This is a genomic window from Citrobacter europaeus (assembly GCA_020099315.1).
Taxonomy (GTDB): Bacteria; Pseudomonadota; Gammaproteobacteria; order Enterobacterales; family Enterobacteriaceae; genus Citrobacter; species Citrobacter europaeus.
In genome coordinates this window covers 2,742,696-2,767,883 of the sequence record CP083650.1, presented here as the reverse complement: position 1 = coordinate 2,767,883, position 25,188 = coordinate 2,742,696, and the positions used below count along the sequence as shown (strand labels likewise).

Here is a 25,188-nt window from a genome sequence, read left to right as displayed (position 1 = left end):
CGGATGCTGGTTATTCATCCAGTGTAGCAGCTTGAAGGCGATTAAAAAAGCGGCATGAGGTCAGCAGGCTAATGCCGGATTTCGTCAATACTGGCGCTATCCGGCATTATGAAGAGAAAAGGGTTACGCTTTTTTCCAGAAATCATCAAACACGGTGATCGGTGGACGGCGTTTGTGCTCAGTTTTTACGTACCAGCCTTCAATCTTTTTCGCGACGTCGGCAGCCAGCGCTTTTCCTTCCAGATAATCGTCGATGTTGTCGTAGGTGACGCCCAAAGCGGCTTCATCTGGCAGAGAAGGACGATCGTCTTCAAGATCGGCGGTTGGCGCTTTCTTATATAAATGCTCCGGGCAGCCCAGCGCCGCAAGCAACTGTTTACCCTGGCGTTTGTTCAGACGGAATAGAGGGTTAATGTCGGTGCCGCCATCGCCGTATTTAGTGAAAAATCCGGTGATGGCTTCCGCTGCATGATCGGTACCCACGACAACGCCGCTGGTCATGCCGGCGATGCTGTATTGTGCCTTCATGCGCTCACGGGCTTTTTCATTGCCACGCACAAAATCGCTCAGCTCAATACCCGCCTCACGCAGGGCCTGCTCGCTGGCCAGCACCGCGCCCTTGATATTAACAGTGAGCACGCGGTCCGGTTGAATGAAGGCGATGGCATCCTGACAGTCCTGTTCATCGGCCTGAACGCCATACGGTAGGCGCACGGCAATAAACTGCAACGCGTCATTCCCCGTTTCGTTGCGAAGCTCGGATATCGCCATCTGACACAGTTTTCCAGCGAGCGTCGAGTCTTGTCCGCCGCTAATTCCCAACACCAGCGATTTCAGAAAGGGGTAGGTCTGCAGATAGGATTTCAGGAAATCCACGCTGCGGCGAATTTCTTCTTCTGCATTGATGTGCGGTTTTGCGCCAAGCGCCTGAATTATCTCTTGCTGCAGAGTCATTTAACCCCCTCCTAAAATAAAAATGATCAAAAAAATGATGTGTTAAAGCTAACGCGTTGAGGCCCAAACGACAAGGGATCCGAGCCTGATATCGCAGTATTTTGTTTTAATATACCCGTCATACTTCAAGTTGCATGTGCGTTGGCTGCGCTCGTTCTCCCCGGTCACTTACTTTAGTAAGCTCCTGGGGATTCACTCCCTTGCCGCCTTCCTGCAACTCGAATTATTTAAGGTATAGAATTTTCCGAAACTACCTAAGTATTATCTGATTGCTTGAAAAATGCGTTGTTGTGCTCCAGGCTTATATAACACGCTGAAATAAAAGAGGACGGAATATGAACAAGAATCTAACAGGAATTCTGAGCGCAGCGGCTGTTTTGACTATGCTGGCAGGGTGTACGGCCTACGACCGTACCAAAGACCAATTTGTTCAGCCCGTGGTGAAAGATGTGAAGAAAGGGATGAGCCGGGCGCAGGTGGCGCAGATTGCCGGTAAACCTTCTTCTGAAGTCAGTATGATTCATGCACGTGGGACATGCCAGACCTACATCCTGGGTCAACGAGATGGTAAAGCTGAAACCTATTTTGTTGCTCTGGACGACACCGGACACGTGATTAACTCTGGTTATCAGACCTGTGCAGAGTACGACACCGACCCGCAGGCGGCGAAGAAGTAACAACTGTTTATTGCCTGAGCACACAGAAGAACCGGCCATCGCGCCGGTTTTTTTGTGCCACACGATCTTATTTATTGCCGCGAATTATTTGCCCGAAATGTGAGGGGGGTCATAACGACAGGTCAAGGAGAGACAATTTAGTTGGTCAAGGAAATACCATCCATCGGTGCAATCCCGTATACTCATTTCAGCCACCTAAAAAAGTAATTTAGCTGACGCAAGTTACCCAGAGCATGGATGCAGGTTATGGCTTGCGGAGTGTCTGGTTGACAGATAATCGCATATGAGGATCGTTTTAATGGAAAAGAAACACATTTATCTGTTTTGTTCTGCGGGCATGTCGACTTCATTGTTGGTTTCGAAGATGCGTGCTCAGGCCGAAAAATACGAAGTACCGGTTATTATTGAAGCGTTTCCTGAGACGCTGGCCGGAGAAAAAGGTCCTGCGGCCGATGTCGTTTTATTAGGTCCACAAATTGCTTATATGTTGCCCGAAATTCAGCGCTTGTTACCCAACAAGCCTGTGGAAGTGATTGACTCGCTGCTGTATGGCAAAGTCGATGGTTTAGGCGTGCTTAAGGCTGCAGTTGCAGCAATTAAAAAAGCCGCAGCAAATTAATTATTTTATTTTAATTTTTCCCGTCAAAGAGTTATTTCATTAACATTCACCGTAATTATCAATTGCGGTATTTAAGGGTATTTTTCTATGAGTAACGCTATTGCTTCACTTGAAAAGGTACTCCTTCCTTTTGCTGTAAAAATTGGAAAGCAGCCACACGTTAATGCAATCAAAAACGGCTTTATTCGTTTAATGCCGTTAACCCTCGCAGGGGCCATGTTTGTATTAATCAATAACGTTTTCCTGAGCTTTGGGGAGGGGTCGTTTTTTTATTCAATGGGTATTCGACTTGATGCCTCAACTATTGAAACGCTGAATAGTTTGAAAGGCATTGGTGGAAACGTCTATAACGGTACGCTGGGTATCATGTCCTTGATGGCGCCGTTCTTTATTGGCATGGCGCTGGCAGAAGAACGCAAAGTCGACTCACTGGCAGCCGGGCTGTTATCCGTCGCCGCGTTTATGACCGTAACGCCATATAGCGTGGGTGAAGCCTATGCCGTTGGCGCAAACTGGCTCGGCGGTGCCAATATTATTTCCGGTATTATTATCGGCCTCGTGGTCGCGGAAATGTTTACCTTTGTGGTCCGTCGCAATTGGGTTATTAAATTACCTGATAGCGTACCGACATCCGTATCGCGTTCTTTCTCTGCACTGATTCCTGGCTTCCTTATCCTCTCCATTATGGGGATCATCGCCTGGGCGTTGAACACCTGGGGTACGAACTTCCACCAGATCATCATGGATTCCATTTCAACTCCGCTGGCGTCATTGGGCAGCGTGGTGGGCTGGGCCTACGTGATTTTTGTTCCACTGCTGTGGTTCTTCGGAATTCACGGTTCTCTGGCGCTGACCGCGCTGGACAGCGGAATCATGACGCCATGGGCGCTGGAAAACATCTCCATCTACCAACAGTTTGGTTCCGTAGACGCCGCGCTGGAAGCCGGTAAGACGTTCCACGTCTGGGCGAAACCGATGCTCGACTCCTACATCTTCCTTGGAGGGAGCGGGGCAACGCTGGGTCTGATTATCGCTATCTTCCTGGCATCGCGTCGTCCTGACTATCGTCAGGTTGCTAAACTGGCGCTGCCATCAGGTCTGTTCCAGATTAACGAACCTATCCTGTTCGGTCTGCCGATCATCATGAACCCGGTGATGTTTATCCCATTCATTCTGGTTCAGCCGATTCTGGCGGCGATTACGCTGGCAGCTTATTACTCAGGCATTATTCCACCGATTACCAACATTGCACCGTGGACTATGCCAACCGGTTTGGGCGCGTTCTTTAACACCAACGGTAGCGTCGCTGCTCTGCTGGTCGCGCTGTTCAACCTCGGTATTGCAACGCTGGTTTACCTGCCATTCGTGGTGGTAGCCAATAAAGCGCAGAACGTTATTGATCAAGAAGAAAGCGAAGGAGATATCGCTAACGCATTGAAATTCTAAATTTAATCCGGCATGGCTTCACGGTCATGCCGGACTGAACCAGAGGAAAAAAGTATGTTGGATATCGAAAACATCGTCGACACCCAGTCAGAAGCAGAAGAACTTGAAGAAGTGGTGATGGGCCTCATCATCAATTCTGGTCAGGCACGTAGCCTGGCGTACGGCGCGCTCAAAATGGCCAAGCAAGGTGATTTCGAGTCGGCTAAGGCCATGATGGACCAGTCTCGCCTGGCGCTGAACGAAGCGCACCTCGTGCAAACGAAACTGATTGAAGGCGATCAGGGCGAAGGTAAAATGAAAGTTAGTCTGGTGCTGGTCCACGCGCAGGACCACCTGATGACATCAATGCTGGCGCGTGAGCTGGTGACTGAACTGATTGAGCTTCACGAAAAGCTGAAATAGCGAGGAGTGCATAATGCAGCTACAGATTAACGCACCGGAAATCAAGACCGTCTATGAGCAGCAGCTATTTAATGGCAAAAATTTCCATGTGTTCATCTATAACAAAACTGAGAGCATCAGCGGGCTGCATCAGCATGACTACTATGAATTCACCCTGGTGTTAACCGGGCGCTATTATCAGGAAATCAACGGCAAACGCGTACTGCTCGAACGTGGAGACTTTGTCTTTATCCCGTTAGGATCGCACCACCAAAGTTTTTATGATTTTGGTGCAACAAGGATCCTTAACGTCGGCATCAGTAAACGTTTTTTTGAACAGCACTATCATCCGCTGCTGCCATTTTGTTTTGTTGCATCGCAGGTCTATCACGCGAATAACGCGTTTCTTACCTATATTGAAACGGTTATTGCATCACTGAACTTTCGTGAGAGCGGACTCGATGAATTTGTAGAAGTGGTCACCTTCTATATTATTAATCGGTTACGCCATCATCGCGAAGAGCAGGTGTTAGATGATATTCCGCAGTGGCTCAAAATAACCGTCGAGACCATGCACGACAAACGGCAGTTTAGCGAGAATGCGCTGGAAAATATGGTACACCTGTCCGCGAAATCCCAGGAGTATCTGACCCGCGCGACCCAGCGTTATTACAGCAAAACGCCGATGCAGATCATCAATGAAATCCGCATTAACTTTGCTAAAAAACAGCTGGAAATGACTAACTACTCTGTAACGGATATTGCTTATGAGTCTGGCTACAGTAGTCCAAGCCTGTTTATTAAAACGTTTAAAAAGCTGACGTCATTTACACCTAATAGCTATCGTAAGAAATTAACAGAATTTAATCAGTAGATATTATTTGCCAATAACCCATTTTTTATAGCTTGCCCAAAATAGCGTCGGGACAGCCACGCTATACCTGACAAACGGGTTGAGCATAATACACGTCAGTGTTTTGACACTGAAGGGAGAAATTATGAGCCAGAAATTAAAAGTCGTCACTATCGGTGGCGGGAGCAGCTACACCCCTGAGTTACTTGAAGGCTTTATTAAGCGCTATCATGAATTACCGGTTTCTGAGTTGTGGCTGGTTGATGTCGACGGTGGAAAAGAGAAACTGGACATTATTTTTGACCTTTGCCAGCGAATGATCGACAAAGCGGGTGTTCCGATGAAGTTGTTTAAAACACTGGACCGCCGTGAAGCGCTGAAAGATGCTGATTTCGTTACTACCCAGCTGCGCGTAGGGCAACTAAAAGCCCGTGAAAAGGATGAGCGCATTCCACTGAGTCACGGTTATCTGGGGCAGGAAACTAACGGCGCTGGTGGGCTGTTCAAAGGTTTGCGTACCATTCCGGTTATCTTTGATATTGTGAAAGATGTGGAAGAACTGTGCCCGAATGCGTGGGTGATTAACTTTACTAACCCGGCCGGGATGGTGACTGAAGCGGTCTATCGTCATACGAATTTCAAGAAATTCATCGGCGTGTGTAATATTCCTGTCGGCATGAAAATGTTCATTAGCGATGTGCTGGCGCTTAACGAGAGCGACGACTTATCCATCGATCTGTTTGGTCTCAACCATATGGTCTTTATTAAAGACGTACTGGTGAACGGTACATCACGCTTTGATGAACTGTTGGACGGCGTAGCTTCGGGCCAGTTGAAAGCCTCTACCGTGAAGAACATCTTTGACCTGCCGTTTAGTGAAGGACTGATTCGTTCGCTGAAACTGCTGCCGTGCTCTTATTTGCTCTACTACTTCAAGCCAAAAGAGATGCTGGCGATTGAAATGGGTGAATACTATAAGGGCGGCGCACGCGCTCAGGTGGTACAGAAAGTGGAGAAACAACTGTTTGATCTCTACAAAAACCCGGATCTGAACGTGAAGCCGAAAGAACTGGAGCAGCGCGGTGGAGCCTATTACTCCGATGCGGCCTGCGAAGTGATCAACGCCATCTACAACGACAAACAGACCGAGCACTATGTCAACGTTCCGCACCATGGGCATGTTGATAATATCCCTGCGGACTGGGCGGTAGAGATGACCTGCACGCTGGGACGTAACGGGGCTACGCCGCATCCACGGATTACCCATTTTGATGAGAAAGTGCTCGGCCTTATCTATACCATTAAAGGCTTCGAGGTCGCGGCGAGCAATGCGGCATTGAGCGGCGAGCTGAATGATGTGCTGCTGGCATTGAACCTGAGTCCGCTGGTGCACTCCGACAGCGATGCCGAGATCCTGGCGCGTGAGCTGATTCTGGCGCATGAAAAATGGCTGCCAAACTTTGCCGGGTGTATTGAAAAACTCAAAAGCGAACAACACTAACTGAGGTCGGCTATGGAACGCGTACTGATTGTAAATGCGGATGATTTTGGCCTGAGTAAAGGACAAAACTACGGCATTGTTGAAGCCTGCCGCAATGGCGTTGTCACCTCGACGACGGCACTGGTTAACGGCGCGGCAATTGACCATGCGGTACAGCTGAGTCGCGACATATCGGAACTTGCCGTCGGCATGCATTTTGTTCTGACGCTGGGCAGGCCGTTGACGGCAATGCCTGGTCTTACTCGTGACGGATTACTGGGGAAATGGATCTGGCAGATGGCTGAAGAAGACATCTTACCGCTGGATGAAATTTCTCAGGAGCTGGCCGCGCAGTATCAGCGTTTTATTGACCTGTTCGGGCGGGAGCCGACGCATCTGGATAGCCATCACCACGTGCATATGTTCCCGCAGATTTTCCCTATAGTGGCCGGGTTTGCTGCCCAAAAAGGGATTGCGTTACGGATCGATCGTCAGGCGGTATTCCAGGCGTCTGACTTTCCACAGACGTTACGGACTTCCCAGGGATTCAGCAGCGAGTTTTACGGCGAGGCGATTTCTGAAACCCTGTTTTTGCAAACGCTTGACGCGTCAGCAGACCGGGGAGAGTCCTCGCTGGAAGTGATGTGTCACCCGGCCTTTATCGATGACATTATTCGTCAAAGTGCCTACTGTTACCCCCGCTTAACTGAGCTCGACGTGCTGACGTCTTCGTCACTGAAATATGCTATTGCGGAGCGCGGTTATCGTCTTGGCAGTTTTCTGAACGTGTAATTCCTGAGTTTGCGGCGCTTAATGCGCCGCATTTTTTAGGCAGGAATCGTGTCTATTTTTCCGGCGCGTGACCAGACGCGGTGCGCGGTCATCAGCGTCAGCAGGGTATCCATAAACTGTGCGTTTGCACTGTCCGCTTCAACCACGCCTTCCTCTCCTTCATTTTTGATATTCAACGTTGCTTTAAACTGACGAGCATCGCCAGCCAGGGCGATAGGTTTTAAGTGTTTATACGCTTCGAGTAAGTAATATCGGGCATCACCGTTCGTAACGATATCCGCGAGATTGCCACACGGAACGATAACCGCATCGACCGTCAGGGATGGCGAACCCGCAAAAGTACCGGCGATCGTCAGGGCAGAACCATCATCGGCAACCACATTACCCATTCGGGAATAGAGCAATTTGGCATGTACGCCTTTAGCCTGTAGGGCTTGCATGATGGCGAGCAGGTCGCTCGATTTCACCTGGTCATTCAGTAGGATGGCGACCACTCGGCCCTTAATCTCTCCCTGCGAACTCGCATATAAACTGAGTGACGGTGCATTTTTCAAACCGTTGACGTTGGGCGGCGGCGCAATGTTGGTCTGCTCCTTGGTTAGCTCAAAACCGAGATTATCGGCAACCGCTTTGGCGAGGGACGTATCAATATGAGCTAACTGTTCGACCACTCTTTCACGAATATAGGGGCGCGTAACTTTACTGAGTTCAAAACTGAATCCACCGATAATATGCTGCTGTTCAATTGGCGTCTGACTTAGCCAGAACAGGCGAGGCTGCGCATAGTATTCGCCAAAAGAGGGGCTGCGTTCGCGGATTTTGTTTCCTTCAATACGTTCCTGATACGACTCGAATCCACCGCGTTTTGGTCCCGGCGGCGTTTCGCGCGGCCAGTTATCATTGATAGAGTTCGGTTCATAGTTGGCAGGATTGGTATCGATGTCCATACGATGCATGCCGTCACGCTGGAAATTATGGTACGGACAGGTTGGGCGATTGATCGGGATTTCATGGAAGTTTGGCCCGCCAAGGCGACTGATTTGGGTATCGGTATAGGAGAACAAGCGGCCCTGTAGCAGGGGATCGTTGGTAAAGTCGATGCCGGGGACGATGTGTCCGGGATGAAACGCGACTTGCTCATTTTCAGCAAAGAAATTATCCGGATTGCGGTTCAGCACCATTTTACCGACGCGTTGCACCGGAACCAGCTCTTCCGGGATCAGCTTGGTCGGATCGAGCAGGTCAAAATCGAACTTAAATTCGTCTTCTTCGGGAATCAACTGTAGCCCCAGTTCATATTCCGGATAATCGCCCGCTTCGATAGCTTCCCACAGATCGCGACGATGAAAATCGGGATCCCGACCGGTAAGTTTTTGCGCTTCATCCCATACCAGCGACGCTTTGCCTGCCAGCGGTTTCCAGTGGAATCGGACAAAGGTGGCTTTCCCTTGCGCATTGATTAACCGGAATGTGTGGATGCCAAAGCCTTCCATCGTGCGATAGCTGCGTGGGATACCCCGGTCGGACATTGCCCACATGACGTTGTGCAACGTTTCCGGCTGTAATGAGACATAATCCCAAAAGGTATCATGTGCGCTTTGTCCCTGCGGGATAGCCCAATGCGGCTCCGGTTTAACCGCATGGACGAAATCCGGGAATTTATGGGCATCCTGAATAAAGAAGACAGGCGTGTTGTTTCCCACCAGATCGAAAATGCCCTCTTCAGTGTAAAACTTGGTCGCAAACCCCCGAATATCTCTGACTGTATCCGCGGAGCCTGCGCCGCCCTGAACCGTAGAAAAACGTACAAAAACCGGTGTGATTTTATTTTCATCACTCAGAAAGTCCGCTTTCGTCGTTGCGCTGAGGCTGGCATAGGGCTGAAAGTAACCGTGAGCGGCAGAACCTCGGGCATGTACGATCCGCTCAGGGATGCGTTCGTGATCAAAGTGGGTGATTTTTTCCCGCAGGATGAAGTCTTCCAGCAGGGTGGGCCCACGGTTTCCGGCGCGCAGAGAGTTTTGATCATCCGCAATGCGCACGCCCTGATTGGTGGTCAGGGCAAAATCCTCGCTTCCTTTGCGAAAACTCTCCAGCGCGTTGAGTTTGTCACTTGTGACGTCAGGCGCTTTTAAGCTGCCGGACGTAGTGGGCTGCATGCCTGGTGGCGTGGGTTCAGGCGCTGGCCGATGTGAACCGTCTGCTGGCGCCAGTGAGTCAAGTCCTGGCTGGGATTCGCTGGCATCATGAACCGGCGCTGAGTGATGGAGTGGGTGCTTATCATTCTGTGACATTAAACTCTTCTCCTGCTTTCATCGCTTAAAGGGTCGTTGTTGCCGTCAAAAGCTTTAACTATAGACCACTCACTCAGTGGCGCAGGAACAGACCGATGGTGTAAAGCGCGATGAACCAGGCAAACAGCGCACGCAAGGCAGGACGTCAGGAGGCAAAATCGGCTAAGATAGCAGTTTTCTGATTTTTAGAATTTGTCTTTAGTGAAGCAACTGATTATGAAACCTCTTCGCCAACAAAATCGTCCGGTTATCAGCTATGTTCCTCGCGTGGAGCCAGCCCCACCAGAGCATGCGGTTAAAATGGATGCGTTTCGTGACGTATGGATACTGCGCGGAAAATATGTCGCTTTTGTCTTAATGGGGGAGGCGTTTCAACGTTCGCCTGCATTTACGGTCCCGGAATCAGCGCAACGCTGGGCTAATCAGGTTCGTCAGGAAAATGAACTGAGCGATTAATGGATATAAAAAAAACCGCCGGAGCATGACACTCCGGCGGTTTTTTGTTTTTCAACTAACAGGCTTAGCGATGCGCCAGTTCGGCGTTATCGTCGCTGTCCAGAATCGTTTTATCGGTCTGCTTCAGCCATTGGCTGGTCAGCGTACCGGCGGTCATAGAACCGCTTACGTTCAGCGCAGTACGACCCATATCGATCAGCGGCTCAACGGAGATCAGCAGCGCAACCAGCGTGACCGGCAGACCCATAGCAGGCAGGACGATCAGCGCGGCAAACGTTGCTCCGCCACCGACACCCGCAACGCCTGCGGAACTCACGGTCACGATACCGACCAGCGTGGCAATCCACATTGGGTCCAGCGGGTTGATTCCGACGGTCGGCGCGACCATTACTGCCAGCATTGCCGGGTACAGGCCCGCACAACCGTTCTGACCAATCGTGGCGCCAAAAGAGGCGGCGAAAGAGGCGATCGATTCAGGCACGCCCAGACGACGGGTTTGCGCTTCAACGTTCAACGGAATTGAGGCTGCGCTGGAACGGCTGGTGAAGGCGAAAGTCAGTACCGGCCACACCTTACGGAAGTATTTCAGCGGGCTAACGCCGTTAATACCCAGCAGGATCCCGTGAACCACGAACATGATGCCCAGACCGAGATAAGAGGCCACGACGAAGCTACCCAGCTTAATAATGTCCTGCAGGTTGGAGCCTGCAACCACTTTGGTCATCAGCGCCAGAACGCCGTACGGAGTCAATTGCATCACCAGACGAACCAGCTTCATCACCCAGCTTTGCAGGGTATCGATAGCGACCAGAACGCGCTCGCCTTTTGGTGCATCATCTTTCAGCAGCTTCAGCGCGGCAACACCCAGGAATGCAGCGAAGATAACCACGCTGATAATCGACGTCGGGTTAGCACCTGTCAGGTCGGCAAACGGGTTTTTCGGGATAAAGGATAACACCAGTTGCGGAACGCTGAGGTCAGCCACTTTGCCAACGTAGTTGGTTTCAATCGCATTCAGGCGTGCAGTTTCGGCGCCACCTTGAACCAGACCTTCGGCGGTCAGGCCGAACAGGTTGGTCACCAGAACCCCTACCAGCGCGGCAATCAGCGTGGTAAACAGCAGGGTGCCGATGGTCAGGAAGCTGATTTTACCTAATTGAGAGGCGTTGTGCAGACGTGCGACGGCGCTGAGAATAGACGCAAACACCAGCGGCATGACAATCATCTGCAGCAGTTGGACATAACCGTTGCCGACAATGTTGAACCACTGTACGGAATCTTTAAGAACCTGGCTGTCGGAGCCATAAATGGTGTGCAGGGCGAGGCCAAACACGACACCCATGACCAGACCGACCAGTACTTTTTTTGCCAGACTCCACTGTTTGTGACGGGCTTGCGCCAGCAGCAACAGCAGCACTACGAACACGATAATGTTCGCGATTAATGGAAAGTTCATCCCCGTTCTCCTGATCTTATTATGCGTATCACCGTTTAAAGGTGATTCTGTTGGCGCAAGATTAGCAGAACTGTGACTTGCCTCTTATATTCAAATGGAATTGTTTATGCCAAAAATGACTTTTTGGCTGATTAATTAGTCAACCTGGTGCGTTATAAAACGATTAAACTGCATTTGCAGCGTATTTATCATCTGTGATGACCAGCGCACCGCACTGTTCTCTTGTACGGTCTGCGGCATCCAGATTGCCCATGCGAACAGCGCCATGCACAGAAACCGCTCCAGTTGATTACCTTTCTGCGGCACGAGGATCGGCAGACGAAAACGCCAGCGGCATGGCCAAAGCAGAGGAACGCCCGCCGGGGTTAGCATATCGGCCAGTATATGGCTGAGATAACCAAGAACCATACCTTGTAAGGCATCTGCCGGTATTATCCACGTGTCCGGGACTTTCAGGTAAAACGTGGCCAGCAGGGCAAAGACTGCCAGCAGGCTATGCGTAAACCCGCGATGACCAAATGCCCGGGCAATGGGTTTTGATATCCACTTCAGACGCTGCCCCAGCAGGGATTTGGGATGATCGATATCCGGCAGCAGGCACGTTAAAATGGCTGAAGGAACAATATGCCACCAGTCACCCTGCGCAAGAACGGGCGTTAGCTCGGCATTCTTGGCAAATACCGCACAGGCAATAGAAAAAAGAAGGTGACCTTCCGCCGTCATGATAAAACCCAATAAACTGTCGATTCATACAGTATAGGGGTTTTATACAGTAGGCGGAAGAGGTGACGTTGTAACCCTTTGTCACAAGTGCGTCTTTACCGCGCCAGCCAACCGCCATCCACGGCCAGCGTATAGCCATGTATATAGTCAGAGGCAGGACTGGCGAGGAAAACGACCGGGCCTTTCAGGTCATCTGGCGTGCCCCAGCGTCCGGCGGGAATACGATCGACAATCTCCTGATTACGCTCAGTGTCTTCGCGCAACTGCTGTGTGTTATTGGTCGCCATATAGCCGGGAGCGATGGCATTAACATTAATCCCCAGGGGCGCCCATTCATTAGCCAGCAGGCGGGTGATACCCAGCACGCCGCTTTTTGATGCGGTATAGGATGGTACGCGGATACCGCCCTGAAAAGAGAGCATTGAGGCAATGTTAATGATTTTTCCGCCGTTGCCCTGAGCCAGAAACTGGCGCGCCACGGCCTGTGACAGAAAGAAAACGGATTTAATGTTGAGGTTCATCACGTCATCCCAATCCTTTTCGCTGAAGTCCAGCGCATCCTGACGGCGGATGGTTCCCGCATTGTTAACCAGAATATCGACCCGGCCAAACGCCGCCACCGCTTGTGTCACAATGTTGGTGAGCGCATCCTGTTGGCTGAGGTCGGCCTGAATGGCCATAAAGCGCCGACCAAGGCCGTTAATTATCTCTGCGGTTTCATGCGGTATTTTACGATTCACGCCGACGATATCGCAGCCCGCTTCCGCCAGCGCCGCTGCCATACCTTGCCCAAGGCCGGTATCACATCCTGTGACGATAGCGATTTTACCCTCGAGACGAAAAGCTTCCTGAATCATGTTTACCTCAACTATATATGCCATTAACGCTTGCTCTGTAGGGCAAGGATAGGAGAGGTTAAACAGAAATACAATTGAAAATGAAACGATGTTTTAAAAAATCAAAAGCAGGGAAGGCGGGCAATCCGAACATTGCCCGTCACAGGATTAGCCGCGCAGGTGAGCGGCGGTGAGTTCGGTGAGCGAGGTCAGTTTGACGTCGGCAAGAACGAAGCGAGGATCGTCCTGATTTTCATGCGCCGGCACCACGACGGAACGCATACGGGCGGCTTTCGAAGCAATCATACCGTTTACCGAGTCTTCCAGTGCTACGCAGTTTAAAGGATCGATACCCAGTAGCGCCGCGCAATCGAGATAAACCTGTGGGTGCGGTTTGCTGTAGGGCAGTTTTTCCGCAGAAGCCAGTGCGTCGAAGCTGCTGCGCAGCTCAAACATGGTCAGCACTTTTTCCAGCATATGCAGCGGCGAGGCGGATGCCAGTCCTACTTTGATTCCCTGAGATTTGCACAACGCCACGGCTTCACGCACGCCCGGCAGCAACGGCTTTGTTTCTTCTACTAACGCAATTGCCCGGGTAATGATGCGCTCGGTAACTTCCTGACGTGAGGGACCATTCCATGGTTGCTGCGCAAACCACAAATCAACCACCATGTCGATGCGTAAACCAAGGGTATCGGGAAGTTCATGGCGGCGGGAGATATCAACGCCTAAACTTGCTATCACATCCAGTTCAGCCTGGTCCCAAAGCGGTTCAGAATCGACCAGTAATCCATCCATATCGAAAATTGCAGCAAGAATCTGACGCGGGGTTGACATCACAACCTCTCCTGTACGGTGATAAAAGGGATTAAGAGCCAGCCAGAACGGGCTCTGAGCGTTCATTATGGCTAATTCGGCAGTATACCGCCTTTAAAGATCAGGCGAAAACGGTAATCAACGGGTAAACTTAGGCCAAAATGACACGTCTTAATCAAGGGGAACTCATGACGTATCAACAAGCTGGACGCATTGCCATCTTGAAAAGGCTGGTGGGATGGGTGGTTTTCATTCCCGCGCTGATTTCAACGCTGGTTTCAGTACTGAAGTTTATGTATGCGCACAGCGAAAAGCAGGAAGGAATTAACGCAGTCATGCTCGATTTTGCCCATGTGATGATCGACATGATGCGGGTGAACACACCTTTTCTTAACGTGTTTTGGTATAACTCGCCGACGCCCGATTTTCAAAGTGGACTGAATCTCGTCTTTTGGCTGATTTTCATTCTGATTTTTATCGGTCTGGCGTTGCAGGACTCCGGTGCCAGAATGAGTCGTCAGGCGCGTTTTTTACGCGAGGGCGTTGAGGACCAGTTGATTCTGGAACAGGCAAAAGGCAGTGAAGGTTTATCGCGCGCGCAACTTGAGTCGCGTATCGTGGTTCCGCACCATACGATTTTTTTGCAAATTTTCCCGCTCTATATTTTGCCGGTGATTGTTATCGTGATCGGCTACTTCTTCTTTTCATTGCTGGGCTTTTTGTAAGTGCAGGTCTATCAGGCCTGCCGCGTTGTGAAACGCCAGGCCTGATAAGCAGGCTAAGCCGCCAGTAACCTGTCCAGCGCTTTCTGCGCGACCACCAGATGCTGCCCCCCGAACAAAATTGCCCGATTCAGCAGCGTATAGAGCTGGTAGACAGGCTGCCTGTCGAGAAAATCTAATGGTAGCGGCGAAACAGACTGATAGCCGTCATAGATTTGCGGCGGCTGGTCGGTATGCAACGGCAGCATGGCCAGGTCACACTCTCTGTCCCCCCAGTAGCAGGCAGGGTCGAAGATGTACGGACCGTTTGGACCGAGAGCGCAGTTCCCGGACCACAAATCACCGTGCAGAAGAGACGGCTGCGGTTGATGGGAAGAGAGACGCTGCTGAACATGCTCAACAATGGCGTCTATATTGCCAAACGCAATGCCTTTTTCAGCGGCGAGTTCCAACTGCCAGCCAATACGCTGCTCGGCAAAAAAGGTTGACCAGCGACGTTGCCAGGCGTTGGGCTGAGGCGTGGTAGAGAGCGCATTATCGAAGTCGAGCCCAAACTGCGGCTGATCGCTCCATTCATGCAAATGCGCCAGCTGTTGGCCGAGGATAAAAGCGTTGTGCGCATCAAGCGGACGGGGAGGGAGGAAATCCATCACCAGAAAGCTGTAATCTCTGTCTGCGCCTACCGCCCAGACTTTCGGTACAGATACAGTTTGACTGCGAGAAAGTAGCTCCAACTGATCGGCTTCCGCCGTAAAGCCGGTTAACAGCTCTCTTTCATCGCATTTGACGAAAAAATCGCGCCCCGCATAGCGTAAATGCCATGCGGCGTGGATCTCTCCGCCGGGCAGTTCGTTACGCAGTTCGATTTCGCCTTCACCTAGTTGCTCGCTTAAAAGACGACTGATAGCCTGCCACATGATGTCTCTCCCCATGTTGTCTGCCAGATCATAAGGTTAGCGCAAGAATGCGGTTAAAAAACACGAACTGACGCACACCACTGACGCGTCATCGCTGGAAAGGCACTTAATGTTTGTCGTTCTTCTTCACCTCGCATCGATGTGAAGACGTCCTGTTGCACATGATTCACTTCTTTGTAATCACGTGATTTTTTATCATAGACGTATAACACCCATGCCGACAGTTTTACGGGCAAATCCCCCTGAATCAACACAAGGGGGAAGGTGTCATTACTGAGTAAGATACGAATATATTTTTTGCGTATCGTCTAAGGCGCACAGACGCGTACCCTGATTCAGGGTAGCGGCGCTACCTGCTGCTACACCGTAGCGGACAATATCTTCAAAAGGTACGTTCTCAGCGAGTTTAAGCGTCATGGCGCCGACCATACTGTCGCCCGCGCCTACGGTACTTTGACTTTTCACCGGTGGCGGAACCACCTGGACACAGGTGTCGCGATCAACGCCCAGCGCCCCTTGCGGCCCAAGCGAGACCACAACGCGGTGGGCTTTTCCGCTTTGAACGATTTCCTGTGCGGCTTTACGCACGTCATCGGGCTGGGTGAGTTCGCGGTTGACCAGCGCGCTCAGTTCTTTGAGGTTAGGTTTGACCAGTTCGATATTGCCGATAGCCAACGCCGCCGCCAGCGCTTCGCCAGAACTATCGACAATACAGCGAATCCCTTGTTTTTGTGCCGTGGTAACGAGACGGGTCAGCTTCTCAAGCTGTACGCCAGGCGGCAAACTGCCACTAATAACCAGCAGCGCGCCAGACTCTATTTCCAGCACCTGATCCTGAAGTTGGTAGAACTCGTCATCGGTCAGCGCAGCACCTGGCATGACGAAGCGATACTGTTCGCCGCTGGACTCAACGTGCACATGGAGATTTTGTCGGGTCCAGTCTTTGGCTTCGACGGTGGATACGGGAACATTTTCGTCGGCGAGCAGAGCGACAAGATGCTCTCCGGTAGCGCCTCCCGCAGGGAAGATAGCCGTCGCGGTTCCGCCAAGATGGGCAATTGCGCGAGCGACGTTGATGCCGCCGCCGCCGGGTTCAAAAACCGGCGAGGTACAGCGAAGTTTACCTTCCGGGTAGATTTGCGGAGTGATTGTTGCGCTATCGAGAGAGGGCGCAAGTGTTAACGTATAGATACGTACCATCTTTACCTCCTGTTAGGCTGTCCTCAGTCTGGCACTTAACCTCGCGAAAGTGAAGTAATTAACAACATGATTTTTAATATCTTTATTTAAAACATTTGCGTCAAAGATATATAAATAAAAAAACGGTTTAGGAACGCTCTTATTCAAAAAATGAAATAAGAATTTATTGCTATGTTATTCGAGTCTTTTTATAATTTGTTACCTTTCAAGGGTCTTTTGTCATTGATCCATATGAAAGTTTCCGAGACCGTAATGGTCTCTTTTTTTGTTGTACGGACTCTTAATAAATGAAGCTTTTGAAGACAGTGCCCGCAGCATTACTGCTGACGGGTGGCCTGCTTGCGTCAATGCATGCTGCCGCCGATGATTCCGTTTTTACTGTCATGGATGACCCTTCCAGCGCGAAAAAACCCTTTGAAGGTAACCTGAACGCGGGATATCTCGCCCAGTCAGGCAACACAAAAAGTTCTTCTTTAACCGCAGACACCACCATGACCTGGTACGGTGAAACCACGGCGTGGTCTCTGTGGGGAAATGCCAGCAATACCTCTTCAAATGATGAGCGTTCATCAGAGAAATATGCCGTAGGTGGTCGTAGTCGTTACAACATGACCGACTATGACTACCTCTTTGGGCAGGCAAGCTGGTTGACCGACCGTTACAACGGCTATCGCGAGCGTGACGTGCTGACCGCCGGTTATGGTCGCCAGTTCCTTAACGGACCAGTACATAGCTTCCGTTTTGAATTCGGTCCTGGCGTGCGCTACGACGAGCATACGGATGGCACCACCGAAACGCAGCCGTTGGGCTATGCGTCCGGGGCCTATGCGTGGCAAATGACTGACAATACTAAATTTACGCAAGGCGTGTCGGTATTCGGTGCTGACGATACAACGCTCAACTCTGAAACGGCCTTGAACGTTGCCATCAACGAACACTTTGGGTTAAAGGTGGCTTACAACGTCACCTGGAACTCTGAACCACCGGCAACAGCGCCGGAACATACCGATCGTCGTACTACTGTTTCACTCGGCTACCGGATGTAATGACAAACCGGGTCAAATAATTGGCCCGGCTTTTATCTATTAAAGTTAAGGTTATTTAATAGTTAATCTGTGTTTTATTTTTAGTACTTATCAATAACGCGCTATTTTTCAGACAAATTCGATTTAATTGATAAATACATCCGAACCGGAACAGCGCGCCAGTATTTTAACCCCAGATCATCGCTGCCCAACGTAGCATTAGCATTGCCGCACAAATAACGAGTAGGATCACAACCATCTTCCAGTGTTTCTTTGCAAAGCGATTTGTTGGCATTGTTCTTTTCCTGCTCAGATTAGATGACTTTCTGCAAGTGTAACAAAGACGTCAGGGTGTCAGTGAATTGATTTACATCATAGAGTACGCGTTGATTGTTGCTTTGATCGGCTCGAAATGCCGTGTACACTGTGAAACGGTGTTATCAAAAAGCGGGTGTAGGTCCAGTGTAGCCATTGAGGCAATCAGTGACATATTTCGCAGAGTGAAGCGGGAATCAGCCCACACCTTTTTGATAATTTTAAATATTGAATCTTTGTATGTGATCTTACGTGTGGGTCACCACTGCAAATAAGGATATAACATGCCTGTTATTACTCTTCCTGATGGCAGCCAACGCCATTACGACCACGCTGTAAGCCCCATGGATGTTGCGCTGGACATCGGTCCAGGTCTGGCGAAAGCCACTATTGCTGGCCGTGTTGACGGTGAGCTGGTAGATGCTTCCGATCTGATTGAGCATGATGCGAAGCTCTCCATCATCACCGCGAAGGATGAAGAAGGTCTGGAGATCATTCGTCACTCCTGTGCGCACCTGTTAGGGCACGCGATCAAACAACTCTGGCCGCACACCAAAATGGCGATCGGACCGGTTGTTGATAACGGTTTTTACTACGATATCGATCTTGACCGTACGTTAACCCAGGAAGACGTCGACGCGCTCGAGAAGCGGATGCACGAGCTCGCTGAGAAAAACTACGATGTCATTAAGAAGAAAGTCAGCTGGTACGAAGCGCGTGAAACCTTCGTGAAGCGTGGCGAGACCTATAAAGTCTCTATTCTTGATGAAAACATCGCCCATGATGACAAGCCTGGCTTGTACCATCATGAAGAATATGTCGATATGTGCCGTGGCCCGCACGTGCCGAACATGCGTTTCTGCCATCACTTCAAACTGATGAAGACCGCTGGGGCATACTGGCGTGGCGACAGCAATAACAAGATGCTGCAGCGTATTTATGGTACTGCATGGGCAGATAAAAAAGCCCTGAATGCCTATCTGCAACGTCTGGAAGAAGCGGCCAAACGCGACCACCGTAAAATCGGCAAGCAGCTTGACCTGTATCACATGCAGGAAGAAGCGCCGGGTATGGTGTTCTGGCATAACGATGGCTGGACTATCTTCCGTGAACTGGAAGTCTTTGTTCGCTCAAAACTGAAAGAATACCAGTATCAGGAAGTTAAAGGTCCGTTCATGATGGACCGCGTGCTGTGGGAAAAAACAGGTCACTGGGATAACTACAAAGATGCAATGTTCACGACCTCCTCTGAGAACCGTGAATACTGCATTAAGCCCATGAACTGCCCAGGCCACGTGCAGATCTTCAATCAGGGTCTGAAATCCTATCGCGATCTGCCGTTGCGTATGGCAGAGTTTGGTAGCTGCCACCGTAATGAGCCGTCAGGCGCGCTGCATGGCCTGATGCGTGTTCGTGGCTTCACTCAGGATGATGCGCATATCTTCTGTACAGAAGAGCAGATCCGTGATGAAGTTAACGCTTGCATTCGTATGGTCTACGATATGTACAGCACCTTTGGCTTCGAGAAAATCGTCGTCAAACTGTCCACTCGCCCCGAAAAACGTATCGGCAGCGATGAAATGTGGGACCGTGCTGAAGCTGACCTGGCCGTTGCGCTGGAAGAAAACAACATCCCGTTTGAGTTCCAACTGGGTGAGGGCGCATTCTACGGTCCGAAAATTGAATTTACCCTGTATGACTGCCTCGATCGTGCATGGCAGTGCGGTACTGTACAGCTGGACTTCTCCCTGCCGTCCCGTTTAAGCGCCTCTTATGTTGGCGAAAATAACGAGCGTCAGGTGCCGGTTATGATTCACCGCGCAATTCTTGGGTCGATGGAACGTTTCATCGGTATCCTGACCGAAGAGTTCGCTGGCTTCTTCCCGACCTGGCTTGCGCCGGTTCAGGTTGTTGTCATGAACATCACCGATTCTCAGTCTGAATACGTTAACGAATTAACGCAGAAACTACAAAATGCGGGTATTCGTGTAAAAGCAGACTTGAGAAATGAGAAGATTGGCTTTAAAATCCGCGAGCACACTTTACGTCGTGTCCCTTACATGTTGGTCTGTGGCGACAAAGAGGTAGAAGCAGGCAAAGTTGCCGTGCGCACCCGTCGTGGCAAAGACTTGGGCAGCCTGGACGTAAATGAAGTGATTGAGAAGCTGCAACAAGAGATTCGCAGCCGCAGTCTTCAACAACTGGAGGAATAAGGTATTAAAGGCGGAAAACGAGTTCAAACGGCACGTCCGAATCGTATCAATGGCGAGATTCGCGCCCTGGAAGTTCGCTTAACAGGTCTGGAAGGCGAAGCTTTGGGTATTGTGAGTCTGAGAGAAGCGATCGAAAAAGCTGAAGAAGCTGGAGTAGATTTAGTTGAAATCAGCCCTAACGCCGAACCGCCAGTTTGTCGTATTATGGACTACGGCAAGTTCCTTTATGAAAAGAGTAAGTCTTCTAAGGAACAGAAGAAAAAGCAAAAAGTTATCCAGGTTAAGGAAATTAAATTCCGTCCTGGTACCGACGATGGCGATTACCAGGTAAAACTCCGCAGCCTGGTACGCTTTCTGGAAGATGGCGATAAGGCTAAGATCACGCTGCGTTTTCGCGGTCGTGAGATGGCCCACCAACAGATCGGTATGGAAGTGCTCAACCGCGTCCGTGACGATCTGAGTGAACTGGCAGTAGTCGAATCCTTCCCTACGAAGATCGAAGGCCGCCAGATGATCATGGTGCTCGCTCCTAAGAAGAAACAGTAAGGCCTTCAAGTAGCAATGTCTGTGGAGCCTGCGGGTTCCACAGCCGTTGTTCGCCTACGTTTCGTTTATTAACAATGCGAAGTGGAAGTTATTAAAATGCCAAAAATTAAGACCGTACGCGGTGCTGCTAAGCGCTTCAAAAAAACCGGTGGTGGTGGATTTAAGCGTAAGCACGCAAACCTGCGTCATATTCTGACCAAAAAATCTACTAAGCGTAAACGTCACCTGCGTCCAAAAGGCCTCGTGTCTAAAGGCGATCTGGGTCTGGTTATCGCGTGCCTGCCGTACGCATAAGCCGTTAACGTTTAATTCATTTTTTTACTAAGAATATAGATACAGGAGAGCACATATGGCTCGCGTAAAACGTGGTGTAGTTGCCCGTGCACGTCACAAGAAAATTTTGAAACAAGCTAAAGGCTACTACGGTGCGCGTTCTCGCGTATACCGCGTTGCCTTCCAGGCTGTTATCAAAGCTGGTCAGTACGCTTATCGTGACCGTCGTCAGAAAAAGCGTCAGTTCCGTCAACTGTGGATTGCGCGTATCAACGCAGCAGCACGTCAGAACGGTATTTCTTACAGCAAATTCATCAACGGCCTGAAAAAAGCCTCTGTTGAAATCGACCGTAAGATCCTGGCTGACATCGCAGTATTCGACAAAGTAGCGTTCACCGCTCTGGTCGAAAAAGCGAAAGCAGCTCTGGCATAAGCCGGTGAAAAGAGGGAGCCTGGCTCCCTCTCTTTTATTTGTAGCGCAATCAATTAGTTGACAATTTATCCGTAAGCCTTTTCAATAACGGTTGTCCGGTTTTTTTACCACACAAGGTAACGCAAGCATGAATGCTGCTATTTTCCGCTTCTTCTTTTACTTTAGCACCTGAACTCAGGAGGCTTGCGCGTGAAAGAAGAAACGGAAAACAGCGCCTAAAAGCCTCCCTGGTGGAGGCTTTTTTTATACGCGTCATCCTTCAAGTTGTCTCTGTATTGGCTGCATTTGCTCTTTTGCCGCGTTGATACAACTTGAATGGTTTTGCGTATAGATGAGCGACTAGTGAATATCGCAACATAACGAGGAAAATCATGTCACATCTCGCAGAGCTGGTTGCCAGTGCAACGGCCGCCATTAACCAGGCTTCAGATGTTGCCGCGTTAGACAATGTCCGCGTCGAATATTTGGGCAAGAAAGGGCACCTGACCCTTCAGATGACTACCCTGCGCGAACTGCCGGCAGAAGAGCGCCCGGCTGCAGGTGCGGTGATAAACGTTGCCAAAGAGCAGGTTCAGCAAGCACTGAACGCGCGTAAAGCCGAATTAGAAAATGCCGCGCTGAATGCCCGTCTGGCTGAAGAAACGATCGATATCTCTTTGCCTGGGCGTCGTATCGAAAACGGCGGTCTGCATCCGGTAACGCGTACTATCGACAGAATTGAAAGTTTCTTCGGTGAGCTGGGCTTTACCGTGGCAACGGGTCCAGAAATCGAAGATGACTATCATAACTTCGATGCGCTGAATATTCCTGGCCATCACCCGGCGCGCGCTGACCACGACACTTTCTGGTTTGACGCGACACGTCTGCTGCGTACGCAAACTTCCGGCGTGCAAATCCGCACCATGAAGGAAAAACAACCGCCGATCCGTATTATCGCCCCGGGCCGTGTATATCGTAACGATTACGATCAGACGCACACCCCAATGTTCCATCAGATGGAAGGGCTGATTGTTGATACCAACATCAACTTCACCAACCTGAAAGGCACGCTGCACGATTTCCTGCGCAACTTCTTTGAAGAAGACCTGCAGGTTCGTTTCCGTCCTTCCTACTTCCCGTTCACCGAACCTTCTGCGGAAGTGGACGTGATGGGCAAAAACGGTAAATGGCTGGAAGTGCTGGGTTGCGGGATGGTTCACCCGAACGTGCTGCGTAACGTCGGCATCGATCCGGAAATCTACTCTGGTTTTGCATTCGGTATGGGTATGGAGCGTCTGACCATGCTGCGTTACGGCGTTACCGATCTGCGTTCTTTCTTCGAAAACGATCTGCGTTTCCTCAAACAGTTTAAATAAAGGCAGGATAAAACAATGAAATTCAGTGAACTGTGGTTACGCGAATGGGTAAACCCGGCAATTGATAGCGATGCGCTGTCAAACCAAATCACGATGGCGGGTCTGGAAGTTGACGGTGTGGATCCCGTTTCCGGCGCGTTCAATGGCGTTGTGGTGGGCGAAGTGGTTGAGTGCGCTCAGCACCCGAACGCTGACAAACTACGCGTTACCAAAGTGAATGTCGGCGGCGACCGCCTGCTGGATATCGTCTGCGGTGCGCCAAACTGCCGTCAGGGCCTGAAAGTGGCCGTGGCAACCGTGGGTGCCGTTCTGCCGGGCGATTTCAAAATCAAAGCCGCTAAACTGCGCGGTGAGCCGTCTGAAGGCATGCTGTGCTCGTTTTCCGAGCTGGGTATTTCCGACGATCATAACGGTATTATCGAACTGCCAGCCGATGCGCCAATTGGCACCGATATCCGTGAATACCTGAAGCTTGACGACAACACTATCGAAATCAGCGTTACGCCGAACCGCGCCGACTGCTTAGGCATTATCGGTGTGGCACGTGACGTTGCTGTACTGAACAAAGCCCCGCTGGTTGAGCCAGAAATGGCGCCTGTGGCCGCAACCATTAGCGACGTCCTGCCGATTCAGGTCGAAGCGGTGGAAGCCTGCCCACGCTACCTGGGGCGCGTGGTAAAAGGTATCAACGTTAAAGCGCCAACCCCGTTGTGGATGAAAGAAAAACTGCGTCGTTGCGGTATCCGCTCTATCGATGCCGTGGTTGACGTGACTAACTATGTGCTGCTCGAACTGGGCCAGCCGATGCACGCCTTCGACAAAGACCGCATTGAAGGCGGGATTGTTGTCCGTATGGCAAAAGAGGGGGAGACCCTGGTATTGCTGGACGGCAGCGAAGCGAAGCTGAATGCGGATACGCTGGTGATTGCGGACCATAACAAAGCGCTGGCGATGGGTGGCATCTTTGGTGGCGAACACTCCGGTGTGAATGATGAAACGCAAAACGTCCTGCTGGAATGCGCATTCTTTAGCCCGCTGTCTATTACTGGTCGCGCACGTCGTCACGGCCTGCACACCGATGCATCTCACCGCTATGAGCGTGGTGTTGACCCGGCTCTGCAGCATAAAGCCATGGAACGCGCGACACGCCTGCTGATTGATATCTGCGGCGGCGAAGCGGGTCCAATCATTGATGTGACGAACGAAGCTACGCTGCCAAAACGCGCAACCATTACGCTTCGCCGTAGCAAACTGGATCGTCTGATCGGACACCATATCGCGGATGAGCAGGTGAGCGACATTCTGCGTCGTCTGGGATGTGACGTGACGGAAGGGCAGGATGAGTGGAAAGCGGTAGCGCCGAGCTGGCGTTTCGATATGGAAATCGAAGAAGACCTGGTAGAAGAAGTCGCCCGCGTATACGGTTATGACAATATCCCGAACACGCCAATTCAGGCGGGTCTTATCATGGGTACGCATCGTGAAGCGGATTTGTCGCTGAAACGCGTAAAAACCATGCTGAATGACAAAGGCTACCAGGAAGTCATTACCTACAGCTTCGTCGACCCGAAAGTCCAGTCGCTGCTGCATCCGGGTGAAGAAGCGCTGCTGCTGCCAAGCCCAATCTCTATTGATATGTCGGCAATGCGTTTGTCCCTGTGGACTGGCTTGCTGTCTACGGTAGTGTATAACCAGAACCGTCAGCAGAACCGCGTGCGTATTTTCGAAACGGGTTTACGTTTCGTTCCGGATACGCAGGCCAACCTCGGGATCCGTCAGGATCTGATGCTGGCGGGTGTGATCTGCGGCAACCGTCATGATGAACACTGGAACCTGGCAAAAGAGACCGTTGATTTCTATGATCTGAAAGGCGATCTGGAAGCGGTTCTCGACCTGACCGGCAAACTGGCGGACATTCAGTTCAAAGCTGAAGCGAACCCTGCGCTGCATCCGGGGCAGTCTGCGGCGATTTATCTGAAAGGTGAACGCATTGGTTTCATTGGGGTTGTTCATCCTGAACTGGAACGTAAACTGGATCTGAACGGTCGCACTCTGGTGTTTGAACTGGAGTGGAACAAGCTCGCAGACCGCGTGGTGCCTCAGGCGCGTGAAGTTTCTCGCTTCCCGGCGAACCGTCGCGATATCGCGGTCGTTGTGGCTGAAAACGTTCCCGCTGCGGATATTTTATCCGAGTGTAAGAAAGTTGGCGTAAATCAGGTAGTTGGCGTAAACTTATTTGACGTGTACCGCGGTAAGGGTGTTGCGGAGGGTTATAAGAGCCTCGCTATCAGCCTGATCCTTCAGGATACCAGCCGTACACTTGAAGAAGAGGAGATTGCCGCTACCGTCGCCAAATGTGTAGAGGCATTAAAAGAGCGATTCCAGGCATCATTGAGGGATTGAACC

General features: G+C 50.8%; 26 protein-coding genes and 1 other annotated feature. Of the genes, 17 read left to right on the top strand and 9 right to left on the bottom strand.

From position 1 onward, the window contains the following. Positions 1-123 precede the first annotated feature (123 nt). Positions 124-954 carry an ammonia-dependent NAD(+) synthetase gene (gene nadE / locus LA337_13100; GenBank protein ID UBI14138.1) on the bottom strand — a complete coding sequence of 277 codons (831 nt, stop codon included), beginning with the start codon at positions 952-954 and terminating at the stop codon, positions 124-126. A 335-nt stretch (positions 955-1,289) separates the two neighbouring features. Between nadE and osmE the strand changes: the two genes are divergently transcribed. The 7 genes from osmE (at position 1,290) to chbG (ending at position 7,202) form a co-directional block, all read left to right on the top strand. Beyond that, positions 1,290-1,631, top strand: coding sequence for an osmotically-inducible lipoprotein OsmE (gene osmE / locus LA337_13095; protein ID UBI14137.1), 342 nt, complete (start codon positions 1,290-1,292; stop codon positions 1,629-1,631). 298 nt (positions 1,632-1,929) lie between these two features. Beyond that, entirely contained in the window at positions 1,930-2,250 is a 321-nt protein-coding gene (gene chbB / locus LA337_13090; GenBank protein UBI14136.1) for a PTS N,N'-diacetylchitobiose transporter subunit IIB, read from the top strand. 87 nt (positions 2,251-2,337) lie between these two features. Continuing rightward, positions 2,338-3,696 carry a PTS N,N'-diacetylchitobiose transporter subunit IIC gene (gene chbC / locus LA337_13085; GenBank protein UBI14135.1) on the top strand — a complete coding sequence of 453 codons (1,359 nt, stop codon included), beginning with the start codon at positions 2,338-2,340 and terminating at the stop codon, positions 3,694-3,696. A gap of 54 nt (positions 3,697-3,750) precedes the next feature. Further along, positions 3,751-4,098: a PTS N,N'-diacetylchitobiose transporter subunit IIA gene (gene chbA / locus LA337_13080; protein UBI14134.1), complete on the top strand. Its 348-nt coding sequence runs from the start codon at positions 3,751-3,753 to the stop codon at positions 4,096-4,098. A gap of 10 nt (positions 4,099-4,108) precedes the next feature. Next, entirely contained in the window at positions 4,109-4,951 is an 843-nt protein-coding gene (chbR, locus tag LA337_13075; GenBank protein ID UBI18462.1) for a transcriptional regulator ChbR, read from the top strand. A 124-nt stretch (positions 4,952-5,075) separates the two neighbouring features. Further along, positions 5,076-6,431, top strand: coding sequence for a 6-phospho-beta-glucosidase (locus tag LA337_13070; GenBank protein ID UBI14133.1), 1,356 nt, complete (start codon positions 5,076-5,078; stop codon positions 6,429-6,431). 12 nt (positions 6,432-6,443) lie between these two features. Beyond that, complete coding sequence (chbG, locus tag LA337_13065; protein ID UBI14132.1) at positions 6,444-7,202, top strand: chitin disaccharide deacetylase; 759 nt, start codon at positions 6,444-6,446, stop codon at positions 7,200-7,202. Between the two features lie 35 nt (positions 7,203-7,237). Here chbG and katE read toward each other — a convergent pair whose 3' ends face one another. After that, on the bottom strand, positions 7,238-9,496 hold the full coding sequence (gene katE / locus LA337_13060) for a catalase HPII (protein ID UBI14131.1): 2,259 nt from the start codon (positions 9,494-9,496) through the stop codon (positions 7,238-7,240). A 192-nt stretch (positions 9,497-9,688) separates the two neighbouring features. Here katE and cedA point away from each other — a divergent pair, with 192 nt between their 5' ends. Then, the gene (gene cedA, locus LA337_13055; GenBank protein UBI14130.1) at positions 9,689-9,952 is read left to right on the top strand and encodes a cell division activator CedA; all 264 of its coding nucleotides are present in this window, start codon (positions 9,689-9,691) and stop codon (positions 9,950-9,952) included. Between the two features lie 64 nt (positions 9,953-10,016). Here cedA and tcyP read toward each other — a convergent pair whose 3' ends face one another. From tcyP to hxpB, 4 genes are all read right to left on the bottom strand, one after another. Then, positions 10,017-11,408 carry a cystine/sulfocysteine:cation symporter gene (gene tcyP / locus LA337_13050; protein UBI14129.1) on the bottom strand — a complete coding sequence of 464 codons (1,392 nt, stop codon included), beginning with the start codon at positions 11,406-11,408 and terminating at the stop codon, positions 10,017-10,019. Positions 11,409-11,543: 135 nt separating this feature from the next. Continuing rightward, positions 11,544-12,143: a metal-dependent hydrolase gene (locus LA337_13045; protein UBI14128.1), complete on the bottom strand. Its 600-nt coding sequence runs from the start codon at positions 12,141-12,143 to the stop codon at positions 11,544-11,546. Between the two features lie 83 nt (positions 12,144-12,226). After that, positions 12,227-12,988: a 2-dehydro-3-deoxy-D-gluconate 5-dehydrogenase KduD gene (gene kduD / locus LA337_13040; protein ID UBI14127.1), complete on the bottom strand. Its 762-nt coding sequence runs from the start codon at positions 12,986-12,988 to the stop codon at positions 12,227-12,229. A 147-nt stretch (positions 12,989-13,135) separates the two neighbouring features. Further along, positions 13,136-13,804 (bottom strand): hexitol phosphatase HxpB, encoded by a 669-nt coding sequence (gene hxpB / locus LA337_13035; GenBank protein ID UBI14126.1) that lies wholly within the window; start codon positions 13,802-13,804, stop codon positions 13,136-13,138. 167 nt (positions 13,805-13,971) lie between these two features. Here hxpB and LA337_13030 point away from each other — a divergent pair, with 167 nt between their 5' ends. Further along, complete coding sequence (locus LA337_13030) at positions 13,972-14,508, top strand: YniB family protein (GenBank protein ID UBI14125.1); 537 nt, start codon at positions 13,972-13,974, stop codon at positions 14,506-14,508. Between the two features lie 53 nt (positions 14,509-14,561). Here the strand turns inward: LA337_13030 and LA337_13025 are convergent, their stop codons facing one another. Then, positions 14,562-15,422 carry a fructosamine kinase family protein gene (locus tag LA337_13025; protein UBI14124.1) on the bottom strand — a complete coding sequence of 287 codons (861 nt, stop codon included), beginning with the start codon at positions 15,420-15,422 and terminating at the stop codon, positions 14,562-14,564. A gap of 270 nt (positions 15,423-15,692) precedes the next feature. Next, complete coding sequence (gene pfkB / locus LA337_13020; GenBank protein ID UBI14123.1) at positions 15,693-16,622, bottom strand: 6-phosphofructokinase II; 930 nt, start codon at positions 16,620-16,622, stop codon at positions 15,693-15,695. A gap of 287 nt (positions 16,623-16,909) precedes the next feature. Between pfkB and LA337_13015 the strand changes: the two genes are divergently transcribed. Continuing rightward, the gene (locus tag LA337_13015) at positions 16,910-17,668 is read left to right on the top strand and encodes a YdiY family protein (protein UBI14122.1); all 759 of its coding nucleotides are present in this window, start codon (positions 16,910-16,912) and stop codon (positions 17,666-17,668) included. A gap of 166 nt (positions 17,669-17,834) precedes the next feature. Here LA337_13015 and LA337_13010 read toward each other — a convergent pair whose 3' ends face one another. After that, positions 17,835-17,942 (bottom strand): hypothetical protein, encoded by a 108-nt coding sequence (locus LA337_13010; protein ID UBI14121.1) that lies wholly within the window; start codon positions 17,940-17,942, stop codon positions 17,835-17,837. A gap of 304 nt (positions 17,943-18,246) precedes the next feature. Here LA337_13010 and thrS point away from each other — a divergent pair, with 304 nt between their 5' ends. The 7 genes from thrS (at position 18,247) to pheT (ending at position 25,185) form a co-directional block, all read left to right on the top strand. Beyond that, positions 18,247-20,175: a threonine--tRNA ligase gene (gene thrS / locus LA337_13005; protein UBI14120.1), complete on the top strand. Its 1,929-nt coding sequence runs from the start codon at positions 18,247-18,249 to the stop codon at positions 20,173-20,175. 3 nt (positions 20,176-20,178) lie between these two features. Continuing rightward, entirely contained in the window at positions 20,179-20,721 is a 543-nt protein-coding gene (gene infC / locus LA337_13000) for a translation initiation factor IF-3 (GenBank protein UBI18461.1), read from the top strand. Between the two features lie 96 nt (positions 20,722-20,817). Next, positions 20,818-21,015, top strand: a complete 198-nt coding sequence (gene rpmI, locus LA337_12995; protein UBI14119.1) for a 50S ribosomal protein L35 — start codon at positions 20,818-20,820, stop codon at positions 21,013-21,015. A 55-nt stretch (positions 21,016-21,070) separates the two neighbouring features. Next, positions 21,071-21,427, top strand: coding sequence for a 50S ribosomal protein L20 (gene rplT / locus LA337_12990; GenBank protein UBI14118.1), 357 nt, complete (start codon positions 21,071-21,073; stop codon positions 21,425-21,427). Positions 21,428-21,549: 122 nt separating this feature from the next. Then, positions 21,550-21,674: a sequence feature (Phe leader region), on the top strand. Next, positions 21,555-21,599 carry a pheST operon leader peptide PheM gene (pheM, locus tag LA337_12985; GenBank protein UBI18460.1) on the top strand — a complete coding sequence of 15 codons (45 nt, stop codon included), beginning with the start codon at positions 21,555-21,557 and terminating at the stop codon, positions 21,597-21,599. Its footprint overlaps the feature before it by 45 nt. 124 nt (positions 21,675-21,798) lie before the next feature. Continuing rightward, on the top strand, positions 21,799-22,782 hold the full coding sequence (gene pheS, locus LA337_12980; protein UBI14117.1) for a phenylalanine--tRNA ligase subunit alpha: 984 nt from the start codon (positions 21,799-21,801) through the stop codon (positions 22,780-22,782). Between the two features lie 15 nt (positions 22,783-22,797). Further along, on the top strand, positions 22,798-25,185 hold the full coding sequence (gene pheT / locus LA337_12975) for a phenylalanine--tRNA ligase subunit beta (protein ID UBI14116.1): 2,388 nt from the start codon (positions 22,798-22,800) through the stop codon (positions 25,183-25,185). The last annotated feature ends 3 nt before the right edge of the window (positions 25,186-25,188 follow it).

Bases quoted from the DNA above. Each gene is read 5' to 3' on its own strand.
- nadE (UBI14138.1), bottom strand. From the start codon at position 954: ATGACTCTGCAGCAAGAGATAATTCAGGCGCTTGGCGCAAAACCGCAC.
- osmE (UBI14137.1), top strand. From the start codon at position 1,290: ATGAACAAGAATCTAACAGGAATTCTGAGCGCAGCGGCTGTTTTGACT.
- chbB (UBI14136.1), top strand. From the start codon at position 1,930: ATGGAAAAGAAACACATTTATCTGTTTTGTTCTGCGGGCATGTCGACT.
- chbC (UBI14135.1), top strand. From the start codon at position 2,338: ATGAGTAACGCTATTGCTTCACTTGAAAAGGTACTCCTTCCTTTTGCT.
- chbA (UBI14134.1), top strand. From the start codon at position 3,751: ATGTTGGATATCGAAAACATCGTCGACACCCAGTCAGAAGCAGAAGAA.
- LA337_13070 (UBI14133.1), top strand. From the start codon at position 5,076: ATGAGCCAGAAATTAAAAGTCGTCACTATCGGTGGCGGGAGCAGCTAC.
- chbG (UBI14132.1), top strand. From the start codon at position 6,444: ATGGAACGCGTACTGATTGTAAATGCGGATGATTTTGGCCTGAGTAAA.
- katE (UBI14131.1), bottom strand. From the start codon at position 9,496: ATGTCACAGAATGATAAGCACCCACTCCATCACTCAGCGCCGGTTCAT.
- tcyP (UBI14129.1), bottom strand. From the start codon at position 11,408: ATGAACTTTCCATTAATCGCGAACATTATCGTGTTCGTAGTGCTGCTG.
- kduD (UBI14127.1), bottom strand. From the start codon at position 12,988: ATGATTCAGGAAGCTTTTCGTCTCGAGGGTAAAATCGCTATCGTCACA.
- hxpB (UBI14126.1), bottom strand. From the start codon at position 13,804: ATGTCAACCCCGCGTCAGATTCTTGCTGCAATTTTCGATATGGATGGA.
- LA337_13030 (UBI14125.1), top strand. From the start codon at position 13,972: ATGACGTATCAACAAGCTGGACGCATTGCCATCTTGAAAAGGCTGGTG.
- LA337_13025 (UBI14124.1), bottom strand. From the start codon at position 15,422: ATGTGGCAGGCTATCAGTCGTCTTTTAAGCGAGCAACTAGGTGAAGGC.
- pfkB (UBI14123.1), bottom strand. From the start codon at position 16,622: ATGGTACGTATCTATACGTTAACACTTGCGCCCTCTCTCGATAGCGCA.
- LA337_13015 (UBI14122.1), top strand. From the start codon at position 16,910: ATGAAGCTTTTGAAGACAGTGCCCGCAGCATTACTGCTGACGGGTGGC.
- LA337_13010 (UBI14121.1), bottom strand. From the start codon at position 17,942: ATGCCAACAAATCGCTTTGCAAAGAAACACTGGAAGATGGTTGTGATC.
- thrS (UBI14120.1), top strand. From the start codon at position 18,247: ATGCCTGTTATTACTCTTCCTGATGGCAGCCAACGCCATTACGACCAC.
- rpmI (UBI14119.1), top strand. From the start codon at position 20,818: ATGCCAAAAATTAAGACCGTACGCGGTGCTGCTAAGCGCTTCAAAAAA.
- rplT (UBI14118.1), top strand. From the start codon at position 21,071: ATGGCTCGCGTAAAACGTGGTGTAGTTGCCCGTGCACGTCACAAGAAA.
- pheS (UBI14117.1), top strand. From the start codon at position 21,799: ATGTCACATCTCGCAGAGCTGGTTGCCAGTGCAACGGCCGCCATTAAC.
- pheT (UBI14116.1), top strand. From the start codon at position 22,798: ATGAAATTCAGTGAACTGTGGTTACGCGAATGGGTAAACCCGGCAATT.